Origin of the sequence: Patulibacter brassicae, assembly GCF_033949425.1 — a bacterium.
In the GTDB taxonomy this organism is placed as follows: Bacteria; Actinomycetota; Thermoleophilia; order Solirubrobacterales; family Solirubrobacteraceae; genus Patulibacter; species Patulibacter brassicae.
Genome location: NZ_JAXAVX010000006.1, coordinates 123597 through 148296 on the forward strand (window position 1 = coordinate 123597; position 24700 = coordinate 148296).

Below are 24700 nucleotides of genomic sequence, written 5' to 3' on the forward strand. Positions count from 1 at the left end.
GGGCGCGCTCAGTCCGCGGCGGGGCGGACGAGCAGGTCCATGACCTGGTCCGGGCTGCCCGGCCGGGCGAGCGCGTGGCCCTGACCCACGTCGACCCCGAGCTCGAGCAGCGCGTCGATCGTCGCCTCGCGCTCGATGCCCTCGCCGGTGACGTCGGCCTGCAGCGCGCGGGCGACGTCGACCACCGCCTTGACGATCGCGCGGTCGGTCGTCGAGCTGTCCACCCGCTCGACGAGGTCGCGGTCGAGCTTGATGTGGTGCAGGCGCACGTTGCGCAGGTGCGCGAGGCTCGAGAACCGCGCACCGAAGTCGTCGAGCGCGAGCCGGACGCCGGCGGCCTCGAGCCGGCGCAGCGTGTGGATCGCGGCCTCGTCGTGGTCGATCATCGTCGCCTCGGAGATCTCGACCTCCAGCGCGCCCGCCGGCAGGCCGTGGGCGCGCAGCGCGTTGAGCACGACGTCGGCGTAGTCCTCGGTCCGCAGCTCCTCGGCGCTGACGTTCACCGCGGCGGGGGCGACGGAGCCGGCACGGCGCCACTCGCGCGCCTGGCGGAGCGTCAGGTCGAGGACCACCCGGCCGAGCGCCACGATCGAGCCGGTCGCCGACGCGATCGGCACGAACTCCCCGGGGCTCACGGTGCCGAGCTCCCGGTCCTTCCAGCGCGCGAGGGTCTCGACGCCGAAGAGGGAGCGGTCGGCGAGGCGCAGCAGCGGCTGGTAGACGACGTTCAGCCCCCCGTCCTCGAGCGCCCGCGGCAGCCGCTCCTCGATCGCCAGCCGCATGCGGGCGCGCTCGGCGAGCTCGGGCGTGAAGGTCTCGCGGGTCGTGCCGCGGGCCTTCGCGGCGAGCATCGCGAGATCGGCCGCGCCGATGAGCTGGTCGGCGGTGCCCCCGTCCCGCGGACCGACCGCGATCCCGCCGCGCGACTGCAGGGACACGCGGTGGCCGTTGACGTCCACCGGCTCGACCATCGCCGCGGCGATCACGCCGAGGAGGTCCTCGGCGGCCTCCTCGCCGCCGCCGGGGATGACGACGACGAAGTCCGCGCTGTTGAAGCGGAAGGCGGTGGTGCCCTCGGGCGCGCCGGCGCTCCGGATCGCGGCGGTGAGCTGCTCGGCGACCCGCTCGAGCAGCAGGTCGCCCAGGAGGTGCCCGAGCGTGTCGTTGATCCGCTTGAAGCGCTCGAGGTCGACGAACGCGACCGCGACCGGGCCGGGGCCCTCGGCGATGATGCGGTCGAGGTGCTCGCGCAGGCCGGTGCGGTTCCCGAGTCCCGTGACCGGGTCGCGGTGGCCGATCGAGCGCAGCGCCTCGGCGACGGCGGGATGGTGCTCGGCGCCGGCGACGCCGCGCGCGACGAGGTACGTCGCGGCGGCGACCCGTCCCGCCCCGCGGAGCACCGCGGTCTGGTCCGGCGACCAGGGGCTGCCGGAGCGCCGTCCCGCGAGCAGGTGGCTGCCGGGGGTGAGCTCCGGTCCGTTCCCGGGATCGTCCTTCGGGGCACCGAGGGGCACGAGCACCACGGCGCCGAGGTCGGCGTCCAGGAGCGCGGCGCGCAGTGCCGGCGGGACGTCGTGGGCGTCGCGGTCCGGGACGACGAGGGGCTCGTCGCCGGCGAGGTCGACGAGCGCGCGCCGCTGGACGTCGCCGATCTCGCCCGCGGTCGACCAGGCGACGACCTCGCGGCGATCGCGGGACGGCAGCGAGAGCGAGAGCGACAGGTGGTCGACGCCGAGGCTCGTGCCGAGGTCCGCGGCGGCGGCCTGCGCCGCTCGATCGAACCCGCGGGCCGCCGTCCCCGCGAAGTGGACCGCCCAGGCGGCGAGCAGGTCGGTGGCCCGGGCCGTCCCGATCTCCCGCTGCTGGCTCACGCCGACAGTTCTACTGGACCCGGGCCGTCGAGCGGCGACCGTCTGGACCGCCGTCGCGTCCGGCGCGGCGTCGCGGGCGCCGGGGTCCCCCAGCGGGCGCCGCCCGGCCGGTCCCGTGGCGGGGCCGCGTCGCCGTCCACGCGAGCGCCCCGCCACCCGGCGGGTGCGCCCGACGCGCACGGCGGACGCCGCGCGCGATCCAATAGATTCCGGCGGCCTATGTTCGGGAAGATCCTCATCGCCAACCGTGGAGAGATCGCGATCCGCGTGATGCGCGCCTGCGAGGAGCTGGGGATCAAGACGGTCGCCGTCTACTCCGAGCTCGACCGCGACGCCCTCCACGTCCAGCGCGCCGACGAGGCGTACCTCCTCGGTCCGGCCGAGGCGGCGAAGAGCTACCTCAACGTCGACAAGATCGTCGAGGTCGTGAAGGAGTCCGGCGCCGACGCCGTGCACCCCGGCTACGGCTTCCTCTCCGAGAACGCGGCGTTCGTCGAGCGCCTCGAGGCCGAGGGCATCACCTTCATCGGGCCGCCCGCCTCGGCGATCGACGCGATGGGCTCGAAGACGAAGGCCCGCGAGCTCATGCAGAAGGCCGGCGTGCCGATCGTGCCGGGCACGACCGAGCCGGTCGACACGTACGAGGACGCGCTGCGGATCGCGAAGGACGAGATCGGCTTCCCCGTCGCGGTGAAGGCGGCCTCCGGCGGCGGCGGCAAGGGCTTCCGCGTCGCGCTGACGGAGGACAAGCTCAAGGACGCCTTCGAGGGCGCCTCCCGCGAGGGCGAGAAGTTCTTCTCCGACGGCACGGTCTACCTCGAGCGCTACCTGCCCAAGCCGCGCCACGTCGAGGTGCAGATCATCGCCGACAAGCACGGCAACTGCATCCACCTCGGCGAGCGCGACTGCTCGATCCAGCGTCGCCACCAGAAGCTCATCGAGGAGGCTCCCGCGCCGCCGTGGGTCGTCGACGAGGAGCTGCGCGCGAAGATCGGGCAGATCGGCATCGACGCCGCGAAGGCCGTGAACTACGTCGGCGCGGGCACGATCGAGGGCATGCTCCAGGACGGGGAGTACTTCTTCCTCGAGATGAACACCCGCGTGCAGGTCGAGCACTGCGTGACCGAGATGGTCACCGGCATCGACATCGTCAAGCAGGGCATCAAGGCCGCCGCGGGCCTGCCGCTCGAGTATCAGCAGGAGGACGTCGTCCTGCGCGGGCACGCCATCGAGGCCCGGATCAACGCCGAGTCGGCGCCGATGAACTTCGCCCCGACCCCGGGCGCCATCGGCGAGTACCTCGAGCCGACCGGCCCGGGCGTGCGCGTCGACTCCGGCGTCGGCGCCGGCGGCGTCGTCTCGCCGCAGTACGACCCGATGGTCGCGAAGCTCATCGTCTGGGACGCGGACCGCGAGCAGGCCACGCAGCGCATGCGCCGTGCGCTGTCGGAGTACAAGATCGAGGGCCTCACGACCCTCATCCCGTTCCACGCGACGATCTTCGCGACGCAGAACTGGGCCGAGGCATCCACCTGCTCGGAGCTGCTCGAGGACAAGGAGTGGCTGAAGTCGACCGCGCCCGCCGAGCCGGTCGTCCCGGTCGAGCAGGACGACGAGGAGACGGTCACGCGCGACTACGTCGTCGAGGTCTCCGGCCGCAAGTTCGACGTCAAGGTCCACGGCACCGCGTTCGCGCCGGTCGCCGGTGCCGCCGGTGCCGCGCCGGCCGGTCCGGCCCCGAAGAAGCGCTCGGAGCGCAAGAAGGCCGCCGGCGGCGGCGCCGACGACCTGCCCTCCCCGATCCAGGGCAACATGTGGAAGGTCGTCGCCAAGGAGGGGCAGGAGGTCGCCGAGGGCGATCTGATCTGCATCATCGAGGCGATGAAGATGGAGAACGAGATCGTGGCCCACAAGGCCGGCACGATCACGACGCTCGCCGCCAAGGAGGGCGAGCCCATCAACACCGGCGACCTGATCGCGACGATCAAGGCCGCCGACGCGTAGCGCGCCTCGCGCCGGCCTCGGCCGCGCACCTGCCGACGGGCCGCCCCAGGGCGGCCCGTCGTCGTTCCGGCGTCCGCTGGGCCCCCGCCACGAACACCGGTCGTCCGCGCTGCCGCGGCAGGTCGTGCGTCCGGCGGGTCCGGGTCGCTCAAGGCGGGACGCCGACCGGCCGAGAGAACAGGGGTGACCACTCCTGGGCGGCGACTGCTGTGGACGGCCCTCCTGCTGGCGGTGGGATGCGCCTGGGCGGACGGCGCGCGGGCAGCGTCTTGGGCGGACGGTGTGCGCCCGTCGTGGGAGCGCTGGATCGCCACCGACACCGTGACCCTTGAGGACCCGGCCGTGATCGTCGGCCTCGAACGACGCCGCCGTGGATCGCGGCTCCTCGCGGTCGACGCCGAGACGGGTCGGACTCGGTGGAGCACGGTGCTCCCGTACGTGACGGGAAAGGCACTCCAGGACGATCGTCCTTCGCTGGAGCTCTGGGGGGCCGAGGGGCTTGTCGTCGTGGAGGGTTCCGGTGCGCAGGGCGTCGAGGCGTTCGACGCCCACGACGGCCGGCGGCTCTGGCGATACGTCCCCGACGGCGGCGACCCGATTCCGCGAGGCGTGGCAATCGACGGGAACGCGGTCTACTACGGGACGTCCGCGTCGGAGGAGCTCGCCCGGGTGCGGCGCCTTGATCGCGCGACGGGGACGGTGGTGTGGGAGCGCACGATGGGACGTGCGCTGTCGGTAGCGGAGGGCAGGGTCTTCAGCCGCGCCACCTGCGAGCTTCGTGTGCACGACGCCGGCACCGGCGACCTCTTGTGGCGGCAGCAGCAGCGAACCGGATGCCGATCGTCGTTCGGCTCCGGGCCGCCCCCGATCGCCGCGGACGGTGTCGTGGCCGACACCTCTCCGGAGGCGGTCACGCTTCGCGCCGCGGCCACGGGGGAGCCGCTCGCGACGTTGCCGGATCCACCGCGCGCGGACCCGATCGCAGTTCGCGACGGCACGTGGCTGCTGGACGGCTGGTCCGAGCTGGTGGCGGTCGACGCGTCCGGCTCGGTGCGCTGGCGCGTGCCGCTGCGGGAACGCAACGGGGACGACCGCGTGAGCGTCCGCCTCGACGGCGACGCGGTCGTCGCCGTCCGCGAGCGCCCCCGTGGAGCGTCGGGCCGGCCCGAAGTGACCGTCAGCGTGCGGCGACTGTCCGACGGGCAGCCGGTGTCGGAGTGGACCATGCGCGGCGCGGTCGGAGGTCTCGTCAGCGGGTCGGGGCCGACGGTCGCGCGGCTGGGGAATCACGTGCGCCTGACGCCGGGGCCCCGCGGCGTGGCGCTGCGCCGGCTCCGGACGGTGCTGGCGGACAACGAGGGCCTCAGCGACTACCCCGACACGACGAGAGAGCGGCGGGTGACCGTGCCACTGGAGATCGAGGAGGGACGGACCGCGCGATGCCGTCTCGACGCAGGTCCCTGGGAACCCTGCGGGTCCAACTGGACGACTCCGGAGCTCGAAACCGAGGGTGAGCACGACCTGTGGTTCCAGGCTGACGACCTGCCCCCATCCCGGTACGTCCTGACCGTCGATCGCACGCCACCGACCGTCCGGATCACCCGCCGGCCGACGGACCTCGTCGGTGGCCCGACGGAGGGGATCTTCGACTATGCCTCCGACGATCCGCTCGCCCGCTTCGAGTGCCAGATCGACGGCGGTCCCTGGCGCGCCTGCCAGCAGGGGTTCTCGACCCGTGACGAGCGGGACGGCACGCACCGGTTCCGCGTGCGCGCGATCGATGTCGCTGGGAACGTCAGCGACCCGGACGAGGCGAGCTGGGAACAGGACGGCACGTCACCCCGGATCACGATCGAGCCGTTCGGCGATCCGGAGCTCGGTCCGGACCTGGCCGTCCGGTTCACGATCGACGACGAGCGGCCGACCGACGTCGTCCGCTGCCGGCTCGTCGGACCCGAGGAGCAGGACGTGGTCGACGAGGACTGCCGGTCGCCGTGGATCGTTGCGGTACCGCGCTCGGGGCGCTACCAAGTCGAGCTGCGGAGCTGGGACCGGGCGGGGAACGAGGAGTACGGGTCGGCGCGTCTCGAGGTGCGCCGTGCCGACGACTGGGGGTTCCGGGTGACCCGGACGCTCGCCGACCCGGGCACGCATCACGTGAACCTGCCGTGGCAGCGCCGGGTGGCGGTCGCGTTCGACGTCGCGCCGCCGGCCGAGCCGCGGCAAGCCGAGTGCCGTTTCGACGACGCGCCCGCGTGGGTGGCGTGCGAGGGGATTGCGGTCGGACGCGGCGAGCAAGGGATCGCCGACCGGGATGGACGGCACGAAGTCGCCGTTCGGGCGCGCGATCGATGGGCACGGGTATCGCCCGAGCAGCGCTACGCGTTCGGGATCGACACGACGCCCCCGGTCCTCGAGCTCCTCGGCGGCGACCCGGGTCCGGTCCGGCGCGGCAGTGTCGTAGAGCTCCCGCAGCTCGTCGTGGATCGTGGCCGCGAGACGGAGCAGTCGCCCGTGGTGGAGCGCACCTGCGAGGTGCGCTCTGGGGACGTCGCGAGCTCGGCTCACCCCTGGTGCCCGCAGCAGGTCGTCGCGGAGGGCCCGATCGTGATCCGTGCGCAGGGGACAGACGCGGCGGGCAACGAGGCGTCGATCGAGCGCGTGATCCCGGCCATGGACGATCCGCGGGCGCCCGACGGGGGGGACGTCGGGACCGGAGCGGACGAGACGCCGGCCGCCGCGGAGGACTCGCCCGCGCGCCCGGCCGGTGCCGCGGAGGCGGTCCTCGCCGCGCTGCTGACGCTGCGGCCGCAGGTGACGCGCCCTGACGTAGGGCGGGTGCCCCTGGCGCCGCCGCCGGCAGTGCGCACCTGCCGGGCCGCCCGCGCGACGGGGGTCCGTCGGCCCGTGATCCGTCGCGTGCGGCGCGTCGGCTCGTCGGTGCGCATCGCGCTGAAGGTGCCCGGGGTGACCGCGAGGACGCCGGTCCGCGTCGACGTGCAGGTCCGGGTCGGCTGCGGGCGCTGGCGGGTCGCCCGGTCGCGCCTGCGCGTGACGCGCAGGACGACGATCATCGTCGTTCCGGGGAGCCGCGCTGGCGACGTGCGGGTGCGCCTCCGGACGGGCGCGCGCGGCGTCTCCGCCTCCCGGTCGATCCCCTGAGCAGCCGGCGCTGCCCGAGCGGCACGAGCGGTCCGGGTGACGTCCTCCTCGACCGCGGAGGTCGTCTACCGAGCGCAACCGGACTCGGGAGACGCCGCACGATCCCGTGCGTCCTCACGCGCGAGACGGACGCTCCTGGCCGAGGAGCAGCGCGAGGCGCTCGGTCGCCGACGCCAGGCGCCGGAAGTACGCCGAGCGGCTGAGGTGCAGCTCGCGGGCGGCGGGGCCGTGGCCGCGGTCGGCGTCGAGGTAGCCCCGCTGGAGCACCGCGCGCTGGAGCTGCTCGTCCGGCGTGGCGCCGAAGGCCCGCTCGATGCCGGCGGCGAGGCGGCGGCGGACGCTCGCGGCCCGCTCCTCGGGTCCCGCCCCGCGCGCGAGCGGGCTGGCAGCGAGGGTCAGCGGGTCGTGGAACGCGCGCAGCGCGTCGCGGACGACCGCCACGCAGAGCGCGCCGCGATCCACGGCGGGGACCGCGACCCCGAGCGTCGCCAGCACGCGAGCGTGGACGTCCTCGGGGCGCGCCCCGCCGGCGGCGACGACCGCCCGCAGCGCGGCGCGGTCCGCGGCGGTCGGGACGGCCTCGACGAGGTCGTCGAGCAGCCACGGCTCGCCGAGGGTCGCGCGCTGGTGCAGGTGGTCGGCGATCGTCCGCCGCAGGGCGCGCTCCTGCAGCGGGGCGCGGCGACGCAGCTCCGCCGCGAGCGCCGCGCGCAGGTGGTCGTGCAGCCCGACGCGGGTGCCGACCTCGCGGCTCACGGTGCGCGCGCGCAGCCACGCCTCGGCAGCGTCGCCGTCGAGGCCGGGGAGGACGCCGGCGAGGAGGCGGCCGTCGACCGCCGGGAGGATCGCGGTGACGGCGAGCACGTCGGGGTCCGCCGCCGCGAGCTCGTCGCCGGCCAGCCGGTGCAGGAGCTCCTGGGCGAGCCCGCCCGGCGCCGCGCCCTGCTCGGCGTCGGCCGCGAGCACGAGCGCCAGCGGCAGGCCCCGCGACCACCGCAGGAGCCGCTCGTGGCGCTCCGCCGGGACGCCGCGCTGCGCGAGCAGCGCCTCGGCCGCGGTGCGGTCCAGGGGCTCGAGCGGGATCCGCGCGACGAGCGCGTCCCATCCCTCGTCGCTCCAGCGCGCGCTCGGGTCCCGGCGGGCGGCGAGGACGACCCGCAGGCCCGCCGGGGCGTCGGGCAGGACCCGGCGCTGCAGGTGCCCGTGCAGGTGGACGACGCCGTCGGTCGCGTCGAGCAGCAGCAGCGACGGTCCGTCGGCGGGGAGCGCCGCGACGGCGTCGGCGACGGCGGTCAGGTCGTCCCCGGCGTCGAGGTCGAGCCGGGCGACGGGTCGACCGGCGTCGCGGGCGCGCTGCTCCAGGCGCCGCAGCAGCGCGCTCTTGCCGACGCCGGCGGGCCCGTGCAGCAGCACGATCGACGCGTCGTCGGCGGGGTCGAGGAGGCGCGCGAGCTCGGGCTCGCGCCCGACGAAGCGCGCGGCGTCGCGGCGCTCGCGCAGGTCGTGCAGCGAGGCGCCGTCGGCTGAGCGGGCGGCGGGCCGTGCGGTGCCCGGACGGGCGGGAGGACGGCCAGCGCGACGCCGGCTCGGGGTGGGGCGGAGGGCGGTGGCGGTCACGGTGCGTCGCAGGCTAGGTCCGGGATCGGTCCCGCTCTCCGGCCTGCGCCACGCCCCGGATGCGTCATCGGTCACGCCCGGGTGCCGCCCTTGACCGCGGCCGGGAGAGGCGTATCATCGTTGTTGCGTCCGCAACAAATGAAGGGCGGGGACCATGCAGATCGACGGCATCCACCACATCTCGACCATGACCGGCGACGGCCGCGCGGCGACGGAGTTCGCCACCGGCGTCCTCGGGCTGCGCCTGGCGGCGAAGACGGTGAACCAGGACGCGCCGGACATGTACCACCTGTTCTTCACCGACGAGGACGCGCAGCCGGGCGCGGACCTCACGATGTTCGAGGTCCGCGGGCTGCCGCGCGGGCGGGACGGCGCCGGCATGGTGCACCGCATCGGGTACCGCGTGGCCGACGTCGACGCCCTGGCCTTCTGGGAGCAGCGCCTCACGCGGTACGGCCTGCCGAACCGCCGCGTCGGCGACGCGCTCTGGTTCGAGGATCCCGAGGGCCTGGGCTTCGAGCTCGTCGTGGACGACTCGCCCGACGAGCCGCTCTCGGCCGTCCACCCGCGGATCCCGGCGGAGGTCGCGCTGCGCGGGTTCGCCGGGGTGCGGCTGTACAGCCGCAACCCGGGCGCCACCGCGACCGCGCTCGAGGGCCCGCTCGGCGCGCGCCGCGTCGACGACCCGGCGACGGTGGACCGGACCGGCGGTGCCGCGACCGGCCGGGCGCCCCTGAGCGCCCACGAGCTGCGCTCGGACCGGCGCGGCGCGCACGTGCTCGTCGATGCGGCGCCCGAGCAGCGCCCGCTGCAGGGCGCGGGAACCGTCCACCACGTGGCCTTCGGCATCCGCGAGGCGGACTACGAGGCCTGGGACCCGCACGTCCGCGCGGCCGGCCTGCACACCTCGGGCCTCGTCGACCGCTTCTACTTCCACTCGATCTACTTCCGCGAGCCGGGCGGCGTGCTCTACGAGCTGGCCACGGACGAGCCGGGGTTCGAGGCGCGCAACCCGCGGGAGGAGTGGGGCCGGAAGATCATCCTGCCGCCGTGGCTCGAGCCCCGCCGCGCCGAGGTCGAGGCCGGACTGCAGCCGATCCCGGACCCGCGCGAGGACTGGGATCCGGAGGAGCTCGCCGCGACGACCTGAGGCCGCGGCCGAGACGAGAAGCAGGGCGGGGCCCGGCCCTCCCGGGTGCCCTGCGCCCGAGCTTCCCGGACGCTGAGGCCGCGGCCGAGACGAGAAGCAGGGCGGGGCCCGGCCCTCTCCCTCAGATCGTCTGGACCTGGACGAGGCTCGTGGTGCCCGGGGTGCCGGACGGCAGCCCGGCGGTGATGACGACGCGATCCCCGGGCCGGCACCAGCCGAGCTCGCGGACGCGCGCCGCGGCGTCCGCGATGAGCTCCTCGGTGATGCCGTGGTGGGCCATCATGGCGCCCTCGACGCCCCACATGAGGTTGCAGCGCGCGACGGTCTCGCGGCTCGGCGAGAGCGCGATGACCCGCCGATCGGGACGGTGGGCGGACACGAGGCGCGCCGAGCGTCCCGAGAGCGTCGGGACGACGATCGCGGCGGCGTCGAGCTCCTGCGCGACCGCGACCGCGCTGCGCGCGACCGCCCACGACGGGTCCGCGCTGTCGCGACGGACCCGGCGCTGGTTCCAGTCCCAGGTCGGCGCGACGGCCTCGGTCTCGACCGCGACCTCCGCGAGCGTCCGGACGGCCTCGACGGGGTAGCGCCCGACGGCGCTCTCCTGGGAGAGCATCACGGCGTCCGTGCCGTCGAGGATCGCGTTGGCGACGTCGGTGACCTCGGCGCGCGTCGGGCGGGCGCTGTGGACCATCGACTCGAGCATCTGGGTCGCGGTGATCGCCGGCCGCGCGAGCGCGCCGGCCATCGCGATGAGCTCCTTCTGCACGCGCGGGACGCGGGCGATCGGCAGCTCGATCCCGAGGTCGCCGCGGGCGACCATGATGCAGTCCGCCGCGCGGACGATCGCCTCGGCGTTCTCGATCGCCTGCGGCTTCTCGAACTTCGCGATCAGCGGGCAGCGGGTCTTCGAGCGCAGCAGCTCGATGTCCTCCGGGCGACGCACGAACGACACGGCGACGAGGTCGACGCCCATCTGCCGACCGGCGGCGACGTGCGCGAGGTCCTCCTCCGGCACGGCGGGCAGCAGGTCCGCGGGCCCGGAGAGGTTCACGCCCTTGCGGCTGGAGACGGGGCCGCCGAGCTCGACGCGGCAATCCGCCTCGCCCTCCCCGGTGCGGACCGCCTCGACCTTGAGCCGGACGATGCCGTCGGCCAGGTGGACCTCCTCGCCCGGCTCCACGGCGTCGGCGAACCGGTCCCAGGCCACGACGAGCGATCGCTCGTCGCCGACGTCCTCGACGTTGCCCGAGCGCAGCGTCACGAGGTCGCCCTCCCGCAGGTCGACGACCTCCGGCTCGACCTGGCCGAGGCGGATCTTCGGCCCCGGCAGGTCCTGCAGGATCGCGACCGGCCGTCCGGCGCGCTCGGCGGCCTCGCGCACGAGCCGCACCGTCTCGGCGTGGTCCTCGTGGCTGCCGTGGCTGAAGTTCAGCCGGGCGACGTCCATGCCCGCGTGGATCATCCGGACGAGGACGTCGGGGTCCCGGCTGGCGGGGCCGATCGTGGCGACGATCTTCGTGCGGCGCGGAGCGGGTGACACGCCCCTCACTCTAGGCGCACGCGGCGGGGAACCCGTGAACCGGGCGTGGAGGCGCCCCCGGGCGCGCGGGTCAGCGCTCGGTCGCGGCCGGCGCCGTCGGCGCGCCGTCGCCCCCCGCGGTCAGCGCGGGGGCCTCCTCGACCGCCGAGCCCTCGACGGCGGGGGCGGCCGGGGTCGCCTCGAGCGCCGGCGGATCGCGACGGATGCGCAGGAGCCGCAGCAGCCCGTTCCACCAGCGGCGCAGCGGTCCCGGCTCGCCGGCGCTCCAGCGCGCGGGCGGCGGGACGGTCGTGCGGACGAGCCCGACCCACGCGGGCAGCGGGAGCGTCCCCTGGATGAGCTGGACGAGCCCGGTCGTCACGGGCGCGTCGATCCCGTACCGGCGCAGGGCGGAGGCGAGCAGCGGCACCGACTCGAACGCCTCGATCGCCTGCCCGACCCGCGCGGGGATCTCGGCGGTCGGGACGCCCTCGGCGAGCAGCTCGCCGGCGCGGCGGTTGCGGCTCTGCGGGGCGAGGGCGGTGGCGACGAGGTCCCCGGTGCCGGCCAGGCCGATGAAGCTCACCGGCTGCGCGCCGAGCCGCTCGGCGAGCCGCCAGACCTCGCTGAAGATGTGCCCCGCGGCGGCGCCGGCGGCGTTCAGGCCCTGGCCCTCGGTCGCGCCCGCCGCGAGCGCGGCGGCGTTCTTCGCCGCGCCGGCGAGCTCGACGCCGACCGGGTCGTCGGTGTGCTCGCAGACGACGCCGGCCCGCAGGAAGACGGCGGCGATCGTCGCGGCGAGCTCCTCGTCGGCCGAGGACGCGACGAGCCCGGCGCCCTGGGTGACCATCTCCTTCGCGTGCGCGGGACCGCCGATGCACGCGACGCGGGCGCTGCCGAAGCGCTCCGCCAGCAGGACCGTCGGCGGGATCCCGTGCGGCGGGACGAGCCCCTTGCTCAGCGACACGACCTTCGCCCGCCGATCCAGCCCGTCGGCCTCGAGGCGCCGGACGGCGTCGCCGAGGTGCGCCGAGGGCACGCCGAGGAAGACGAACTCCGCGCGGCCGGGACCGGCGTCGATCGGCTCGATCCGGAGGCTCGTGGGCAGCTCGACGCCGGGCAGGTAGCGGGCGTTCTCGCCGTCCCGCCGCAGCTGCTCGGCCTGCTGCGCGGTCCGCGTCTGGAGCGTCGTGCGGAACCCGCCGCGCGCGAGCAGCACGGCCACGGCGGTGCCGAACGAGCCGGCGCCCACCACGAGGGCGCGGCGCCCGAGGGGGTTCGGCAGGTTGACGCCGCGCAGCGGCGCCGGGAGGGGACGGGGACGATCGGTCATCGACGGACTGCGAAGTACTACCCGAGGGCGCGCTCAGAGGTACGCCGCCACGCGCTCGCCCGCCGCCTCGAGCGTCGCGACGTCCCCGGCCTCGAGGACCGCGCGCAGGCCGAGCGCCCGCCGGGACGCGGGCTCCAGCGCGTCCTCCCCGGCGACGGCGAGGACCGGGACGCCGTGCCGCCGGGCGATCCCGGCGATCTCGCCCGCGACCTTGCCCTCGAGCGTCGTGGCGTCGATCCGGCCCTCCCCGACGACGACCGCGCGGGCGGCGCGCACGCGCGCCTCGACGTCGAGCGCGCCGAGCACGAACGGCGCGCCGGGCTCGAGGACCGCGCCGTGCGCCGCCCAGAGCGCGCCCGAGATGCCGCCGGCGGCGCCCGTCCCCGGCACGCCGCGCGGATCGCGGGGCAGCGCCGCGGCCTGCTCGGCCATCCGGCGCTCGAGCAGCGGCAGCGTCGCGGCCGACGCGCCCTTCTGCGGGCCGAAGGTCGCCGCCGCGGCCTCCCACGGCGTGCGCACGTCGCAGAGGCAGACGAGCTGCGCGTCGACCGGGCCGGGACCGCCGAGGCGCAGCCCGCTGGTGCCGAGGACCTCCAGCACGCCCGCTCCGCCGTCGACGGTGGCGCTCCCGCCGCACGCGACGAGGACGACGCTCGCGCCCTCGCGGACCGCCGCGACGATGAGCTCGCCGGTGCCGTGGCTCGTCGCGCGCAGGGGGTCGCGCTCGTCGGCGGCGAGCAGGGGCAGCCCGGTCGCGGCGGCCACCTCGACGATCGCCGTCGCTCCGTCCTCGACGAGCGCGAACCCCGCCGGTCGCGGTCGTCCGAGGGGGTCGCGCGCCGTCGTCCCCGCGGTCTCGCCGCCGAGTCCGAGCAGCAGCGTCGCGGCGGTGCCCTCGCCGCCGTCGGCGACCGGGCAGAGGTCGGGCGGGCGCAGCCCGGCGCGCTCGATCCCGCGGCCGATCGCGCCCGCGACCTAGGCCGCGGTCAGCGTCCCCTTGAACGCGTCCGGGGCGACGAGCACGGGGCGCTCGTCGCGTGGCCCGCTGGGCGGGACGGCGTCGGGCGCGTGCGCGCGTGCGCGCTCAGGCACCGTCGTCGCGACGGAGGAAGAGGCTCCACACGAGCCAGGCGGCCGCGATCACCGCGGCGGCGATGAGGAGCGTCGAGAGCAGGGCGACGGCCGCCCCGATGATCCCCAGGACGACCTTGACGAGGACGACGGCGACGACGATCGCGAGGACGATCTTCGCCAGGTCGAGGGTGCTCAGGCCGGAGTCGCCGCGCTTCGTCGCCACCGCCCCAGCCTACCGCGGCCGCGGCGCGGCGACGCCGCTCCGCGGAGAAGGCCGCCCGGGCGCCGCGGGCGCCGGGGTACGATGGCCGCATGGGCCATCCGACCGCCGGCGAAGAGGAGTACCTGGAGACGCTCTACTGGCTGCACGAGGTCCGCCTGCCGCTGACCGCGGCGAACGTCGCGCGCGCCATGATGCTCTCCGCGCCGACGGTCCACGAGATGGTCAAGCGGCTCGAGGCCGACGGCCTCATCACCCGCGACGAGCGCAAGCGGATCTCGTTCACCGACCGGGGTCTCGGCGTCGCGGAGAACGTCGTGAGCCGCCATCGGCTCGTCGAGCGGTTCCTCACCGACGTCCTCGGGATCCCGTGGCACGAGGTCCACGAGGAGGCCGAGCGCATGGAGCACGCGATGAGCCCCGCGATCGAGCAGGGGATGCGCGACGCGATCGGCGACGCGACGACGTGCCCGCACGGCCACCCGATCGAGGTCGGCAAGCGGGAGCCCGGCGCGCCGCTGGCCGACGTCGAGCCGGGGGCCGCGATCCGCGTCCTGCGGTTCGAGAACGAGGCCGAGCAGGTCCTGCACTACCTCTACGGTCAGGGCGTGCGCCCGGGCCAGCAGGGTCGGCTGGTGGAGCGCGACGAGGACCGCGTCGTCTACGAGGACGCCGACGGCGAGCGCCACGCGCTGACGCTCAGCGCGGCGGAGACGGTCTCGGTGAAGGCCGACCCCTCCCCGCCGGAGCGCGTCGGCCTGCCGGCCGCGGTCGTGCTCGAGCAGGAGGCCTTCGGCCGCTGACGCGCCGCCGGTCCCCGGCCGGGGACCGGCGGCGGCCGCCGCTGCTACGGGCGGGTGGGGCCCCGCAGCTCCAGCAGGCGCCGGTGCGCGGCGTCGTCGGGCAGCACCTCGTGCTCCAGCACGCGCTGGACGACCTCGGTGCGGAACGGCTCGTCCTGCACGTCGCGGCCCCACGTGAGCGAGCGCAGCTCGACCGGGGCGTACGTCGCGGCGTCGACGTAGAGCGTCGTGCGCAGGTGCAGGCGCTGCGGCAGCCCGCGCCCCTCGCCGGTCAGGAGCAGCCGGTAGGTGCGGCGGCCCGCGCGCGTCTCCTCGCCGTCGAGGCGCACGTCGGTCCGCCCGTCGCGCGCGGCGCGGAGCAGGTCCCGGGCCTGGAACGTCTCGCGCGGGACCTCCCACGCGCCCCGGTCGACCTTGGTGCGGCCGGTGGCGCCGTCGTAGGTCCGCAGGACGGGCTCGCCCCCCTCGGACCGGCTCGTGGCGGTCTCCACCGGCGTCGTGCGCGTCGGCTCGTCGCTGGCGGCGTGGCGGAGCTGGATAGTCCGGACGTCCGTCACCTCGCCGTCGGCGGCGATCCGGACCCAGCCGCGCTCCTCGCTCTCCGAGCTCGACCGGCCCTGCTTCGCGCCCCAGTACCGCCCTTCGACGGTCGAGCGGCTCGCGACGATCGAGCCGGCCGGTGGCGTGCTGGCGTCGAGCGCCCGGTCGACGATCTGGGCGACGGCCGGCGAGCTCGACGGGCCGAGCAGCACGACGGCGGCACCCGCGCCGGCGAGCGGGACCGGGACGAGCGCGCCGACCCGGCGGCGGCGGTGACGGGTGGCGAGCGCGCGCCGCAGGGCGGCGCGGTCGGGCGCGGCCTCGTCGAGGCCGGCGGCGGGGTCCGCCGCCTCGAGGCGGCGCAGGACGGGGTCGTCGAGGAGGGTCATGTCAGTGCTCCGGATCGAGGGTGGCGGGACGTGCGGTGGTCGGGGCGCGGCGGCGCCCGGCGCCCGGGTCGGGCTCCGGCTCCAGCGCGTCGCGCAGGCGCCGGCGGGCGCGGTTCAGGCGGACGGCGAACGTCCCGGGGCGGCAGCCGGCGGCGCGCGCGGCCTCGGCGTGGTCCAGGCGCTCCCAGACGACGAGGGCGAGCGCCTCGCGCTCCGTCGTGGAGAGCGTCGCCCACGCGCGGGCGAGCACCGGGTCGCCGGGGAGCCGATCGGCGGGGTCGCCCGCATCGGTCCGGTCCGCCGCCAGCCGCTGGGCGCGCACGGACAGCGCCGAGCGCCGAGCGGTGCTGCGCCGGTGCCCGTGGACGACCTTGCGCGCCACCGCGTAGAGCCAGGGCAGCGGCTCGTCGGTCTCGCGCGGCAGCCGGCGCCACGCCACGGCGAACGTCTCGGCGACGAGGTCGTCGACGGCCGCGGGCTCCACGCGTCGCGCGACGTAGCGCCGCACGGCGTCGTGGTGCTGCTCGAAGAGGGTCCAGCGGGGGCCGTCGTCGCGGCCACCGGGATCGAGGAGAGGAGGGCTCACGCTCCCTCTCTGCCGGGAGCGGCGCGGCGATTACGCCGCGCCGCTCCGTCGATCAGGCCTTCGCGGCGGCGACGGCCTCGGCGAGGCGCCGGACGCCCTCGTCGACCTTGTCGGCCGTGACCGCCGAGTAGGCCAGGCGGAAGGCGCTCTCGCCGCCCTCGAGGAGGAAGTCCGTGCCCTTGACGATCTGGACGCCGCGGGCGGCGGCCTCGTCGGCGATCCTGGCGCAGTCGTGCCCCTCGCCCTCGGGCAGCGAGACCCAGAGGAAGTAGCCGCCCTCCGGCTGCACGAACGTCGCTTCGGGGAGGTGGGTGCGCAGGGCGTCGGCGAGCGTCGAGGAGCGCTCGGCGAGCGCGTCCTTCACCGTCTGCAGCGCCGTCGGGAAGCGGTCGCCGCTCACGAAGCGGTGGACGATGGCCTGGGCGACCTGGCTCGGGGCGATGTACGTGTTCGTGGCGCGACGGGCGATCTTCGCGATCAGCGCCGGCGGACCGACGAGGTAGCCGACGCGCACGCCGGGGCAGACCGTCTTGGAGAACGAGCAGGCGTAGACGACCGGCCCGTCGGTGGCGGCCTGGCCGCCGGGCTGCAGCTCGAGCATCCGGGGCAGGGACTCGCCGGTGAAGCGGACGTCGACGTACGGGTCGTCCTCGAAGATGACGAAGCTGTGCTCGGCGGCGAGCGCCAGCAGCGCCCGGCGCTTCTCGAGCGAGAGCGTCGACCCGCCGGGGTTCTGGAAGTTCGGGATGACGTGGGCGAGCTTCGGGCGCAGCCCGCCCTCGAGCGCGGCGCGCAGCTCGTCGACGTCGATCCCGTCCTCCTGCAGGCCGATGAGGTGCACGTCGGCGCCCCGCTCCTTCAGGCCCAGGAGCGTGCGGTCGTACGTGGGCCGCTCGGTCACGACGGCGTCGCCGGCGGCGACGAGCTCGTCGAAGAGGAACGCGTCGGCCTGCATCGACCCGTTCGTGACGAGGACGTGGTCCTCCGGCACGCCGTGCTTCTCGGCGATCCAGCGGCGCAGCGGGACGTAGCCGATCGAGGTGCCGTACCCGGCGACGCCGGCCGGATCCTGCTCGAAGGCCTCGATCGCCGCCTGCTTCAGGCCCTCGATGTCGACGATGTCGGCGGACGGCGCGCCGCGGGAGAACGAGATCGTGTCGGCCATGGAGCCAGCTTAGATGCCGATCTGCGTTCGATGCCCGCTCGCGGTGGGGTCCCGCGAGGCCGTCCCGCCGGTCGGCGGGGCGCGGTCAGTCGCCGTGCGGGCGCGGTCGCGCGGGCGCGGGACGGGCCGGGTCGGGCTCGACCCGCTCGGGGCCGAACGCGCGCAGGCCGGCGCGGGCCCGGTGCCCGGCGAGCGTCAGCTCGTCGAGCGGGTGCCGCGGCGCGGGCGGCCGGCGGCCCTCCAGCGCGGCGAGCATCCCGGCGAGATCCAGGGAACCCGGCACATGCCCACTGTAGGCCCCCGATCGGCGGATGCGCTCAGGCGGGGAGCGCGTCGAGCGACGCGACTGTGGCGCGCAGCGCCCGGGCGGCCTCGGCGCCCTTCCCGACGAGGTGCTCGGCGAAGAACCCCTCGTGGTCGGCGTGCTCGTGGAAGTGGTGCGGCGTCAGCACGACGGAGAAGACCGGGACGCGCGTGTCCAGCTGCACCCGCATGAGCCCGTCGAGGACCGTCGAGGCGACGAAGTCGTGGCGGTAGATCCCGCCGTCGACGACGAGCGCGAAGCACGCGATCGCCGCGTAGCGCCCCGACTCGGCCAGGCGCAGCGCGTGCAGCGGGATCTCGAACGCCCCGGGGACCTGCAGCACGTCGATCCGCTCGCGATCGGTGCCCTCGGCGACGAGGTCGGCGACGAAGGCCTCCCGCGCCCGGTCGACGAGCTCGCTGTGCCACGTCGCCTGGATCGCGGCGATCCGTCCCTCGGCCGGCGTGTCCGTCGCGCTCATGGCAGGACCGTACCGGCGCGGCCGGTGCCGCCGCCGTCCGGCCCGGCGCCCGGACGGGGTCCGGGAACGACGACGGGGCGGCCGGAGCCGCCCCGTCGGGACTGCGCGGTGGGGTGGATCAGGCGGCCGTGGGGCTGCCCAGGATCTCCATCGCGATCTCGGCGGTCTGGGTCGGGGTGCGACCGACGCGCACGCCCTTCGCCTCGAGCGCCTCGGCCTTCGCCTTGGCGGTGCCGGCGCTGCCGGACACGATCGCGCCGGCGTGGCCCATCTGCTTGCCCTCCGGCGCGGTGAAGCCGGCGATGTAGCCGACGACCGGCTTGGAGACGTGGGCCGCGATGTACTCGGCGGCCTCCTCCTCGGCCGAGCCGCCGATCTCGCCGGACATGACGATGAGCTCGGTCTGGTCGTCCTGCTCGAACAGCTCGATGATGTCGACGAAGGAGCTGCCCGGGACCGGGTCGCCGCCGATGCCGACGATCGAGCTGTTGCCGAAGCCCTTCTGGGCCAGCTCGTTGCCGATCTGGTAGGTCAGCGTGCCCGAGCGGGACACGACGCCGACGTTGCCCGGCTTGAAGAACGACGCCGGGATGATGCCGACGTTCGCCTTGCCCGGCGAGAGCAGGCCCGGGCAGTTCGGCCCGATGATCCGGGTGCCCGGATGATCCCGCTTGACCTGGTTGTAGAGCTTCAGCTCGTCGTGCGCCGGGATGCCCTCGGTGATGATCACCACGAGCTCGACGCCGGCCTGCGCGGCCTCGAGCGCCGACTGCGCGGCGAAGGGCGGCGGGACGAAGATCATCGCCGTGTTGGCGCCGGTCTCCGCGACCGTCGTCTTCCAGTCGGCGAAGACCGGGATGCCCTCGACGTCCGAGCCGGCCTTCTTCGGGTTGATGCCGCCGACGACGTTCGTGCCGTAGTTGCGGTTGTTCAGCGTGTGGAACGAGCCCTCGCGGCCGGTGATGCCCGCGACGGCCAGCTTCGTGTTCTCGTCGATGAGGATCGACATGCTCAGGCCCCCTTCGCCAGCGCGACGACCTGCTCGGCCGCCCCGTCCATCGTCTTCGCCGCGTAGACGTTCGGCAGCGCGGCCTGCTCCAGGATCTCGCGACCCTGCACGTCGTTCGTGCCGTCGAGGCGGACCACGAACGGGACGCTCGGCTTCAGGTCCTCGAACGCCGCGATCAGGCCGTTGGCGACCTCGTCGCAGCGGGTGATCCCGCCGAAGATGTTGAAGAGGACGGCCTTGACGTTCTCGTTCGCGAGGATCAGCTCGACCGCCTGCTTGACCTTCGCGGCGTCCGATCCGCCGCCGGCGTCCAGGAAGTTCGCCGGGGTGCCGCCGTGCTGGGCGACGACGTCGAGCGTCGACATGACGAGGCCCGCGCCGTTGCCGAGGATCCCGATGTCGCCGTCGAGCTTCACGTACGTGACGCCCTGCTCCGCGGCCTTGACCTCGATCGGGTCGGCGTTGGCGGAGTCGCCGAGCTCGGCGTGGTCGGGGTGACGGAACGCGGCGTTGCCGTCGAGGGTGACCTTCGCGTCGAGCGCCTTGACCTTGCGGTCCGGGGTGACGATCAGCGGGTTGATCTCGGCGAGGGAGGCGTCCTCCTCGATCCAGACCTCGTAGAGCGCGACGAGCGCGTCGGCGACGCCCTCGATGACGTCGTCGGCGGCCTTGCCGTCGGTGGCGACCTTGATCGCCTCCTCGCGCGTCAGGCCGACGAGCGGATCGATGTGGTGCTTGATGAGCTTCTCGGGCGTCTCCTCGGCGACCGTCTCGATCTCGACGCCGCCCTCGATGGAGAACATGAGCAGCGGCTTCTTCGCGGAGCGGTCCAGCAGGATCGACGCGTAGTACTCCGTGTCGATGTCCGAGGCGTGCTCGATCCACACCGTGCGGGTGATGTGGCCCTTGATGTCGAGGCCGAGGATGTTCGACGCGTGCTCGCGCGCCTCGTCCTCGTTGGCCGCGAGCTTCACGCCGCCGGCCTTGCCGCGGCCGCCGATCAGCACCTGGGCCTTGACGACGACCGGGTACCCGATCTCGTTGGCCGCGGCGACGGCGTCCTCGACGGTGGTGACCGGCTTGCCGTCGGAGACGGCGAGGCCGTGGCGTCCGAACAGCTGCTTGCCCTGATACTCGAGCAGGTCCATGCGGTGGTTCCTGAGTCGTGTGGTCGTGAGCGGCCTCGACGCGGGCGGCGGATGCGTCGGCGTGCGGTCGCGGGTCCCGATGAGACGTCGCGCGGGACGGGGGCGTCGAGGACGCCATACCCGAGCGACCGGCGGGACACTAGTAGGACGGCCACCCATCCGCGTGCCCGACGGCGCCCCCGGGCCCCCGGCGCCGGGCCGCTCCCCCCGGATCGGGGGTGGCCCGCGTGCGCACCTGGCGCGTCGCCGCTCGGTTCGAACCCGTCCGGGGCGGCCCCGCGATCGCATGACGCGGGCCGGGGCGGCGTGTAGGTTGGCGCGCGTGCCCCCTTCCGACACCGCGATCGAGGTCCGCGGTCTCGTCAAGTCCTTCGGCGACGTCCAGGCCCTCTCCGGCGTCGACCTGAGCGCTCCCGCAGGCTCCGTCCTCGGGCTGCTCGGCCCCAACGGGGCCGGCAAGACGACGGCCGTCCGGATCATGACCACCCTCCTGGAGCCCGACGCCGGCGAGGTTCGCGTCGCGGGGCTCGACGTCCGGACCCAGGCCCAGGCGCTGCGCTCGCGCATCGGCCTCGCCGGGCAGTACGCCGCCGTCGACGAGTACCTCACGGGCGCGGAGAACCTGCGGATGGTGGGCCAGCTCTACCACCTGTCCAAGCGCGAGGCGGCGGCCCGGGCGACCGAGCTGCTCGAGGAGTTCTCGCTCACCGACGCCGGCGACCGCGTCTCCTCGACGTACTCCGGCGGCATGCGCCGGCGCCTGGACCTCGCGGCCGCCCTCGTCGTGCGCCCGCCGGTCCTCTTCCTCGACGAGCCGACCACGGGCCTGGATCCGCGCAGCCGGATCGCGCTGTGGGAGACGATCGAGGAGCGGGTGGCCGACGGCACGACGGTGCTCCTGACGACGCAGTACCTCGACGAGGCCGACCGCCTCGCCGACCGGATCGCCGTCATCGACCACGGCCGCGTGATCGCGGAGGGCACCGCCGACGAGCTGAAGGCGAAGGTCGGCGGCGAGCGGCTCGAGCTGCGTCCGGCCGATCCCGGGCAGGTCGCCGCCGCGATCGACGCCCTCGCGCCGCTGCTCGACGCGCGGCCCGACGGCGACGCGCTCGGCAGCGACGGCGTCCTGCGCGTGCCGCTGCGCGCGGACGCCGGCGGGGTCGCCGAGGCGGTCCGCCGGCTCGACGCCGCGCACGTCGGGATCGGCGAGATCGCCGTCGCGCGCCCGACGCTCGACGACGCGTTCCTGACCCTCACCGGCCGCCCGGCCGAGGAGGCCGCCGCCGAGGAGGAGCAGGCCTGATGTCCCTCGCGACCACGCTCTCCGACACGCTCGTCCTCGCCGGACGGCAGCTGCGCCGGATCCCGCGCCAGCCGGACCTGCTCATGGGCTACACGGTCCAGCCCGTGATGTTCGTGCTGCTGTTCCGCTACGTGTTCGGCGGGGCGATCCAGACGCCGTTCGAGAACTACGCGCAGTTCCTCATGCCGGGCATCATCGTCCAGTCGATCGCCTTCGGGGGGTTCGTCACGGCGCTGGCGATCGCGGACGACATGAAGAAGGGCCTCATCGACCGCTTCCGGTCGCTGCCGATGTCGCGGATCGCGGTCCTCGCCGGGCGGTCGTTCGCCGACCTCGTCCTGAACGCGCTGCAGCTCGTGGTCCTCATCGGCGTCGGACTGCTCGTCGGCTTCTCGTTCGGCGCGAGCGTCGGGAACGTCCTCCTGGGGATCGTCCTGCTGCTGGCGCTCGGCTTCGCCTTCAGCTGGGTCTTCGTGCTCATCGGCCTGACGGCCGGGTCGGCGGAGACGTCGAACGCCATCGGCTTCACGGTGATCTTCCCGCTGACGTTCGCCTCCGGCGCGTTCGTCCCGCCGGAGACGATGCCCGACGGCCTGCGCCAGTTCGCCGAGGCGAACCCGTTCACGACCTGGGTCGACGCGATCCGACACCTCTTCATCGGCGGCCCCGCGGCACCGGCGAACTCCGACGTCTGGGTCTCGTTCGTCTGGATCGTCGCCATCACCGTGGTGATGGCGTGGCTCGCGCTGCGCCGCTACCAGCGGGTCTGAGCGCTCGCCGTCGTCCCGGGCCGCCCCGGGACGACCGCGAGGCGCTCGGGGCGCCCGGGCGGGCGGGCGTCCTGGAGCGCGGCGCTCGTCACCCGCCCGCGGCGCATGCAGGGAGAACCGCGGGCGGCGTACGTATACAACGTATACGTTGTCATACTCGTCGGTCATGCCGCTTCCGAAGCAGATCGACTTCGTCACGATGGACGTCTACGGCACCCTGATCGACTGGGAGGCCGGGGTCCTGGATGCGTTCGTTCGCGAGGCCGGCAAGGACGGCTTCACGATCGACCGCGACCTCACGCTGCGACTGTTCCACCAGAAGCACGACGAGATCGCCGGCGGCTCCTACGAGCTCTACGCCGAGGTCCTCCGGCGGACCGCCCGCGAGGTCGCCGAGGAGATCGGCTGGGACGACCTGCGCCAGGAGCCCTCGCGCGCGAACTTCCTGCCGGACTCCGTCGAGCGCTGGCGCCCGTTCCGCGAGACCATGCCGCAGCTGCGCAAGCTCGGCAAGGCGTTCCAGACGGGCATCGTCTCGAACATCGACGACAAGCTGCTCGGCCTCACCCGGCGCCACATCCCGCACGACTTCGACCTCGTCGTGACGGCGCAGCAGGTGCGCTCCTACAAGCCCGACGCCGCGCACTTCACCGAGATCGCGCGCCGCTACGGCAGCAAGAAGAACTGGGTCCACATCGCCGCCGGGTACAAGAGCGACGTCGAGCCCTGCCTGAAGGCGAAGATCCCGGTCATCTGGATCAACCGCAACGGGGTCGAGCTCGAGCCGAAGGCGAAGCAGCCGACGCTCGAGGTGCGGACGCTGCTGGACGCGGTCCGCGAGCTCGGCCTGAAGTAGCCGCCGGCGGGATGCCCGCCGCCCGCGGGGCGGCGAGCGCCCTCTGGCATCGTCGTCGCTCGTGCGCGCTCTCGCCGTCCACTCCGACGTCCTCGTCGTCGTCTCGCGCGTCTGGCAGACGACGGCCGCGCTCGTGCGCGCCCCGGCCCCGGCCGACGCGCCGAGCGGCCCGGGCGCGGCGACGACGCCCCGCGAGGCGTTCCTCGTCGACTCGCCGGTGTACCCCGACGAGCTCGAGCTCACCGCGCAGGTCGCGGGTCAGGCGGGGTTCTCCGTCGCCGGCCTGCTGGCGACGCACGGCGACTGGGACCATCTGCTCGGCCCGCTCGCCTTCCCGCAGGCCGCGCTCGGGGTCGCCGAGACGACCGCGGCCCGCCTGACGGGGCACAGCGGGCAGGCGGTCCGCGAGATGCGGGCCTTCGACGCCGAGCACTACGTCGCCCGCGAGCGCGGGCCCGGGCTCGGGGACGTGCAGGCCCTGCCGGTGCCCGGGAAGCTCGAGCTCGGCGCCGGCGAGGACGCCGGCGGCTCGGCCCCGCGTCACGAGCTCGAGCTGCACGCCGCGGACGGCCACACCGGCGACGGCATGGCGATCTGGGTGCCGTGGGCGCGCGTGCTGCTCTGCGGCGACTACCTGTCGCCGGTCGAGATCCCGACCTGGCACGACGCCGACGGCTCGCGCACGGCCTACCGCGCGACGCTCGACCGCCTGAAGCCGCTCATCGAGCAGGCCGACTGGGTCGTGCCCGGGCACGGCGGGCCGATCGACGCCGCCCGCGCGCTGGCGATCTGGCGCGAGGACGTCGCCTACGTCGAGGACTGGGCGCTGCCGATCGCCCGCCGCGACGCCACGCAGCAGGCCCTGCACGAGCGCAACCGCGCCGCGGCCGGCGCGTGAGCCGTCACGCGTCGACGCCGTCCTCGCCGAACGACCAGCCCTCGCCGTCGACGCGGATCGCGGTGGGTGCCAGGCCGACGGCCGCCGCCGCGGTGCGCGCGACCTCCTGCGCGCGGGACTCCGCCTGCGGCCGGTCGTAGCCGGCGAGGCGCAGCACCATCGACCCGTCGTCGAGCGGACGGACCGCGACGACGTCGTCGGCGACGCCGAGGGACTCCCGCACCTGCTCGCGCTCGGCGTCCGTCGCCTGGACGGTCAGGCGAACCTCCGCCATCTCAGCCGCCCCCGACGCCCCGGACGATCCGGCCCGTGCCGGCGCAGTCGGGGCAGCGCTCGCCGTCCAGCCGTCCGTCGCCGCCGCAGCGCGGGCAGACGTCCTCGCCGGTCCCGGGCGTGCCGGGCGGCGCCTCGTCGCCCGGGGCGACGTCCTGGGGGTCGGAACTCGTGCTCATGACGGGTGGCTACCCGGGGCCGTGGGCCGGTACCCGTGGG

23 protein-coding genes are annotated in these 24700 nt (G+C 75.1%); 8 read left to right on the forward strand and 15 right to left on the reverse strand.

What is annotated here, in order from left to right:
* Positions 1-8 precede the first annotated feature (8 nt).
* Positions 9-1871: a putative bifunctional diguanylate cyclase/phosphodiesterase gene (locus SK069_RS13020; protein ID WP_319954675.1), complete on the reverse strand. Its 1863-nt coding sequence runs from the start codon at positions 1869-1871 to the stop codon at positions 9-11.
* A gap of 219 nt (positions 1872-2090) precedes the next feature.
* Here SK069_RS13020 and SK069_RS13025 point away from each other — a divergent pair, with 219 nt between their 5' ends.
* Both SK069_RS13025 and SK069_RS13030 read left to right on the forward strand, forming a co-directional pair.
* On the forward strand, positions 2091-3875 hold the full coding sequence (locus tag SK069_RS13025; RefSeq protein ID WP_319954676.1) for an acetyl-CoA carboxylase biotin carboxylase subunit: 1785 nt from the start codon (positions 2091-2093) through the stop codon (positions 3873-3875).
* A 321-nt stretch (positions 3876-4196) separates the two neighbouring features.
* On the forward strand, positions 4197-7037 hold the full coding sequence (locus tag SK069_RS13030) for an outer membrane protein assembly factor BamB family protein (RefSeq protein WP_406628289.1): 2841 nt from the start codon (positions 4197-4199) through the stop codon (positions 7035-7037).
* A 114-nt stretch (positions 7038-7151) separates the two neighbouring features.
* Here the strand turns inward: SK069_RS13030 and SK069_RS13035 are convergent, their stop codons facing one another.
* A complete protein-coding gene (locus tag SK069_RS13035) occupies positions 7152-8654 on the reverse strand; it encodes an AAA family ATPase (RefSeq protein ID WP_319954677.1) in 1503 nt (500 codons plus the stop codon).
* 154 nt (positions 8655-8808) lie between these two features.
* Between SK069_RS13035 and SK069_RS13040 the strand changes: the two genes are divergently transcribed.
* Positions 8809-9804, forward strand: a complete 996-nt coding sequence (locus SK069_RS13040; RefSeq protein WP_319954678.1) for a VOC family protein — start codon at positions 8809-8811, stop codon at positions 9802-9804.
* A 121-nt stretch (positions 9805-9925) separates the two neighbouring features.
* Here the strand turns inward: SK069_RS13040 and pyk are convergent, their stop codons facing one another.
* The 4 genes from pyk to SK069_RS13060 all read right to left on the reverse strand — a co-directional run bounded on the left by pyk (position 9926) and on the right by SK069_RS13060 (position 13956).
* Positions 9926-11347 (reverse strand): pyruvate kinase, encoded by a 1422-nt coding sequence (pyk, locus tag SK069_RS13045; RefSeq protein ID WP_319954679.1) that lies wholly within the window; start codon positions 11345-11347, stop codon positions 9926-9928.
* A gap of 70 nt (positions 11348-11417) precedes the next feature.
* Positions 11418-12659, reverse strand: a complete 1242-nt coding sequence (locus SK069_RS13050; RefSeq protein WP_319954680.1) for an NAD(P)H-dependent glycerol-3-phosphate dehydrogenase — start codon at positions 12657-12659, stop codon at positions 11418-11420.
* Between the two features lie 33 nt (positions 12660-12692).
* On the reverse strand, positions 12693-13622 hold the full coding sequence (locus SK069_RS13055; protein WP_319954736.1) for a glycerate kinase family protein: 930 nt from the start codon (positions 13620-13622) through the stop codon (positions 12693-12695).
* A 121-nt stretch (positions 13623-13743) separates the two neighbouring features.
* Positions 13744-13956: a hypothetical protein gene (locus SK069_RS13060; protein ID WP_319954681.1), complete on the reverse strand. Its 213-nt coding sequence runs from the start codon at positions 13954-13956 to the stop codon at positions 13744-13746.
* Positions 13957-14045: 89 nt separating this feature from the next.
* Here SK069_RS13060 and SK069_RS13065 point away from each other — a divergent pair, with 89 nt between their 5' ends.
* Positions 14046-14756: a metal-dependent transcriptional regulator gene (locus SK069_RS13065; protein WP_319954682.1), complete on the forward strand. Its 711-nt coding sequence runs from the start codon at positions 14046-14048 to the stop codon at positions 14754-14756.
* A 44-nt stretch (positions 14757-14800) separates the two neighbouring features.
* Here the strand turns inward: SK069_RS13065 and SK069_RS13070 are convergent, their stop codons facing one another.
* The 7 genes from SK069_RS13070 to sucC form a co-directional block, all read right to left on the reverse strand.
* The gene (locus tag SK069_RS13070; protein ID WP_319954683.1) at positions 14801-15685 is read right to left on the reverse strand and encodes a hypothetical protein; all 885 of its coding nucleotides are present in this window, start codon (positions 15683-15685) and stop codon (positions 14801-14803) included.
* A gap of 1 nt (position 15686) precedes the next feature.
* A complete protein-coding gene (locus SK069_RS13075) occupies positions 15687-16271 on the reverse strand; it encodes an RNA polymerase sigma factor (RefSeq protein WP_319954684.1) in 585 nt (194 codons plus the stop codon).
* Between the two features lie 52 nt (positions 16272-16323).
* Positions 16324-17436: an aminotransferase-like domain-containing protein gene (locus SK069_RS13080; protein ID WP_319954685.1), complete on the reverse strand. Its 1113-nt coding sequence runs from the start codon at positions 17434-17436 to the stop codon at positions 16324-16326.
* An 85-nt stretch (positions 17437-17521) separates the two neighbouring features.
* Positions 17522-17719 carry a hypothetical protein gene (locus SK069_RS13085; protein WP_319954686.1) on the reverse strand — a complete coding sequence of 66 codons (198 nt, stop codon included), beginning with the start codon at positions 17717-17719 and terminating at the stop codon, positions 17522-17524.
* 34 nt (positions 17720-17753) lie between these two features.
* The gene (locus SK069_RS13090) at positions 17754-18221 is read right to left on the reverse strand and encodes a 6,7-dimethyl-8-ribityllumazine synthase (RefSeq protein WP_319954687.1); all 468 of its coding nucleotides are present in this window, start codon (positions 18219-18221) and stop codon (positions 17754-17756) included.
* A gap of 118 nt (positions 18222-18339) precedes the next feature.
* A complete protein-coding gene (gene sucD / locus SK069_RS13095) occupies positions 18340-19230 on the reverse strand; it encodes a succinate--CoA ligase subunit alpha (RefSeq protein WP_319954688.1) in 891 nt (296 codons plus the stop codon).
* Between the two features lie 2 nt (positions 19231-19232).
* The gene (sucC, locus tag SK069_RS13100; protein WP_406628290.1) at positions 19233-20666 is read right to left on the reverse strand and encodes an ADP-forming succinate--CoA ligase subunit beta; all 1434 of its coding nucleotides are present in this window, start codon (positions 20664-20666) and stop codon (positions 19233-19235) included.
* Between sucC and SK069_RS13105 the strand changes: the two genes are divergently transcribed.
* The 4 genes from SK069_RS13105 to SK069_RS13120 all read left to right on the forward strand — a co-directional run bounded on the left by SK069_RS13105 (position 20665) and on the right by SK069_RS13120 (position 24208).
* Positions 20665-21684: an ATP-binding cassette domain-containing protein gene (locus SK069_RS13105; protein WP_406628291.1), complete on the forward strand. Its 1020-nt coding sequence runs from the start codon at positions 20665-20667 to the stop codon at positions 21682-21684. The genes sucC and SK069_RS13105 overlap by 2 nt on opposite strands.
* Positions 21684-22454 carry an ABC transporter permease gene (locus SK069_RS13110; RefSeq protein WP_319954691.1) on the forward strand — a complete coding sequence of 257 codons (771 nt, stop codon included), beginning with the start codon at positions 21684-21686 and terminating at the stop codon, positions 22452-22454. Before SK069_RS13105 ends, SK069_RS13110 begins: the two co-directional genes overlap by 1 nt.
* A 166-nt stretch (positions 22455-22620) precedes the next feature.
* Positions 22621-23310, forward strand: a complete 690-nt coding sequence (locus SK069_RS13115; RefSeq protein ID WP_319954692.1) for an HAD family hydrolase — start codon at positions 22621-22623, stop codon at positions 23308-23310.
* 61 nt (positions 23311-23371) lie between these two features.
* Positions 23372-24208: an MBL fold metallo-hydrolase gene (locus tag SK069_RS13120; RefSeq protein WP_319954693.1), complete on the forward strand. Its 837-nt coding sequence runs from the start codon at positions 23372-23374 to the stop codon at positions 24206-24208.
* 4 nt (positions 24209-24212) lie between these two features.
* Here the strand turns inward: SK069_RS13120 and SK069_RS13125 are convergent, their stop codons facing one another.
* The gene (locus SK069_RS13125; RefSeq protein WP_319954694.1) at positions 24213-24482 is read right to left on the reverse strand and encodes a hypothetical protein; all 270 of its coding nucleotides are present in this window, start codon (positions 24480-24482) and stop codon (positions 24213-24215) included.
* A gap of 1 nt (position 24483) precedes the next feature.
* A complete protein-coding gene (locus tag SK069_RS13130; protein WP_319954695.1) occupies positions 24484-24660 on the reverse strand; it encodes a hypothetical protein in 177 nt (58 codons plus the stop codon).
* Positions 24661-24700 lie beyond the last annotated feature (40 nt).

What these genes read in the sequence shown, in the direction of transcription:
- SK069_RS13025 (WP_319954676.1), top strand. Translation starts at nt 2,091, where the DNA reads ATGTTCGGGAAGATCCTCATCGCCAACCGTGGAGAGATCGCGATCCGC.
- SK069_RS13040 (WP_319954678.1), top strand. Translation starts at nt 8,809, where the DNA reads ATGCAGATCGACGGCATCCACCACATCTCGACCATGACCGGCGACGGC.
- SK069_RS13050 (WP_319954680.1), bottom strand. Translation starts at nt 12,659, where the DNA reads ATGACCGATCGTCCCCGTCCCCTCCCGGCGCCGCTGCGCGGCGTCAAC.
- SK069_RS13065 (WP_319954682.1), top strand. Translation starts at nt 14,046, where the DNA reads ATGGGCCATCCGACCGCCGGCGAAGAGGAGTACCTGGAGACGCTCTAC.
- SK069_RS13070 (WP_319954683.1), bottom strand. Translation starts at nt 15,685, where the DNA reads ATGACCCTCCTCGACGACCCCGTCCTGCGCCGCCTCGAGGCGGCGGAC.
- SK069_RS13080 (WP_319954685.1), bottom strand. Translation starts at nt 17,436, where the DNA reads ATGGCCGACACGATCTCGTTCTCCCGCGGCGCGCCGTCCGCCGACATC.
- SK069_RS13090 (WP_319954687.1), bottom strand. Translation starts at nt 18,221, where the DNA reads ATGAGCGCGACGGACACGCCGGCCGAGGGACGGATCGCCGCGATCCAG.
- sucD (WP_319954688.1), bottom strand. Translation starts at nt 19,230, where the DNA reads ATGTCGATCCTCATCGACGAGAACACGAAGCTGGCCGTCGCGGGCATC.
- SK069_RS13105 (WP_406628291.1), top strand. Translation starts at nt 20,665, where the DNA reads ATGACGCGGGCCGGGGCGGCGTGTAGGTTGGCGCGCGTGCCCCCTTCC.
- sucC (WP_406628290.1), bottom strand. Translation starts at nt 20,666, where the DNA reads ATGCGATCGCGGGGCCGCCCCGGACGGGTTCGAACCGAGCGGCGACGC.
- SK069_RS13110 (WP_319954691.1), top strand. Translation starts at nt 21,684, where the DNA reads ATGTCCCTCGCGACCACGCTCTCCGACACGCTCGTCCTCGCCGGACGG.
- SK069_RS13115 (WP_319954692.1), top strand. Translation starts at nt 22,621, where the DNA reads ATGCCGCTTCCGAAGCAGATCGACTTCGTCACGATGGACGTCTACGGC.
- SK069_RS13125 (WP_319954694.1), bottom strand. Translation starts at nt 24,482, where the DNA reads ATGGCGGAGGTTCGCCTGACCGTCCAGGCGACGGACGCCGAGCGCGAG.
- SK069_RS13130 (WP_319954695.1), bottom strand. Translation starts at nt 24,660, where the DNA reads ATGAGCACGAGTTCCGACCCCCAGGACGTCGCCCCGGGCGACGAGGCG.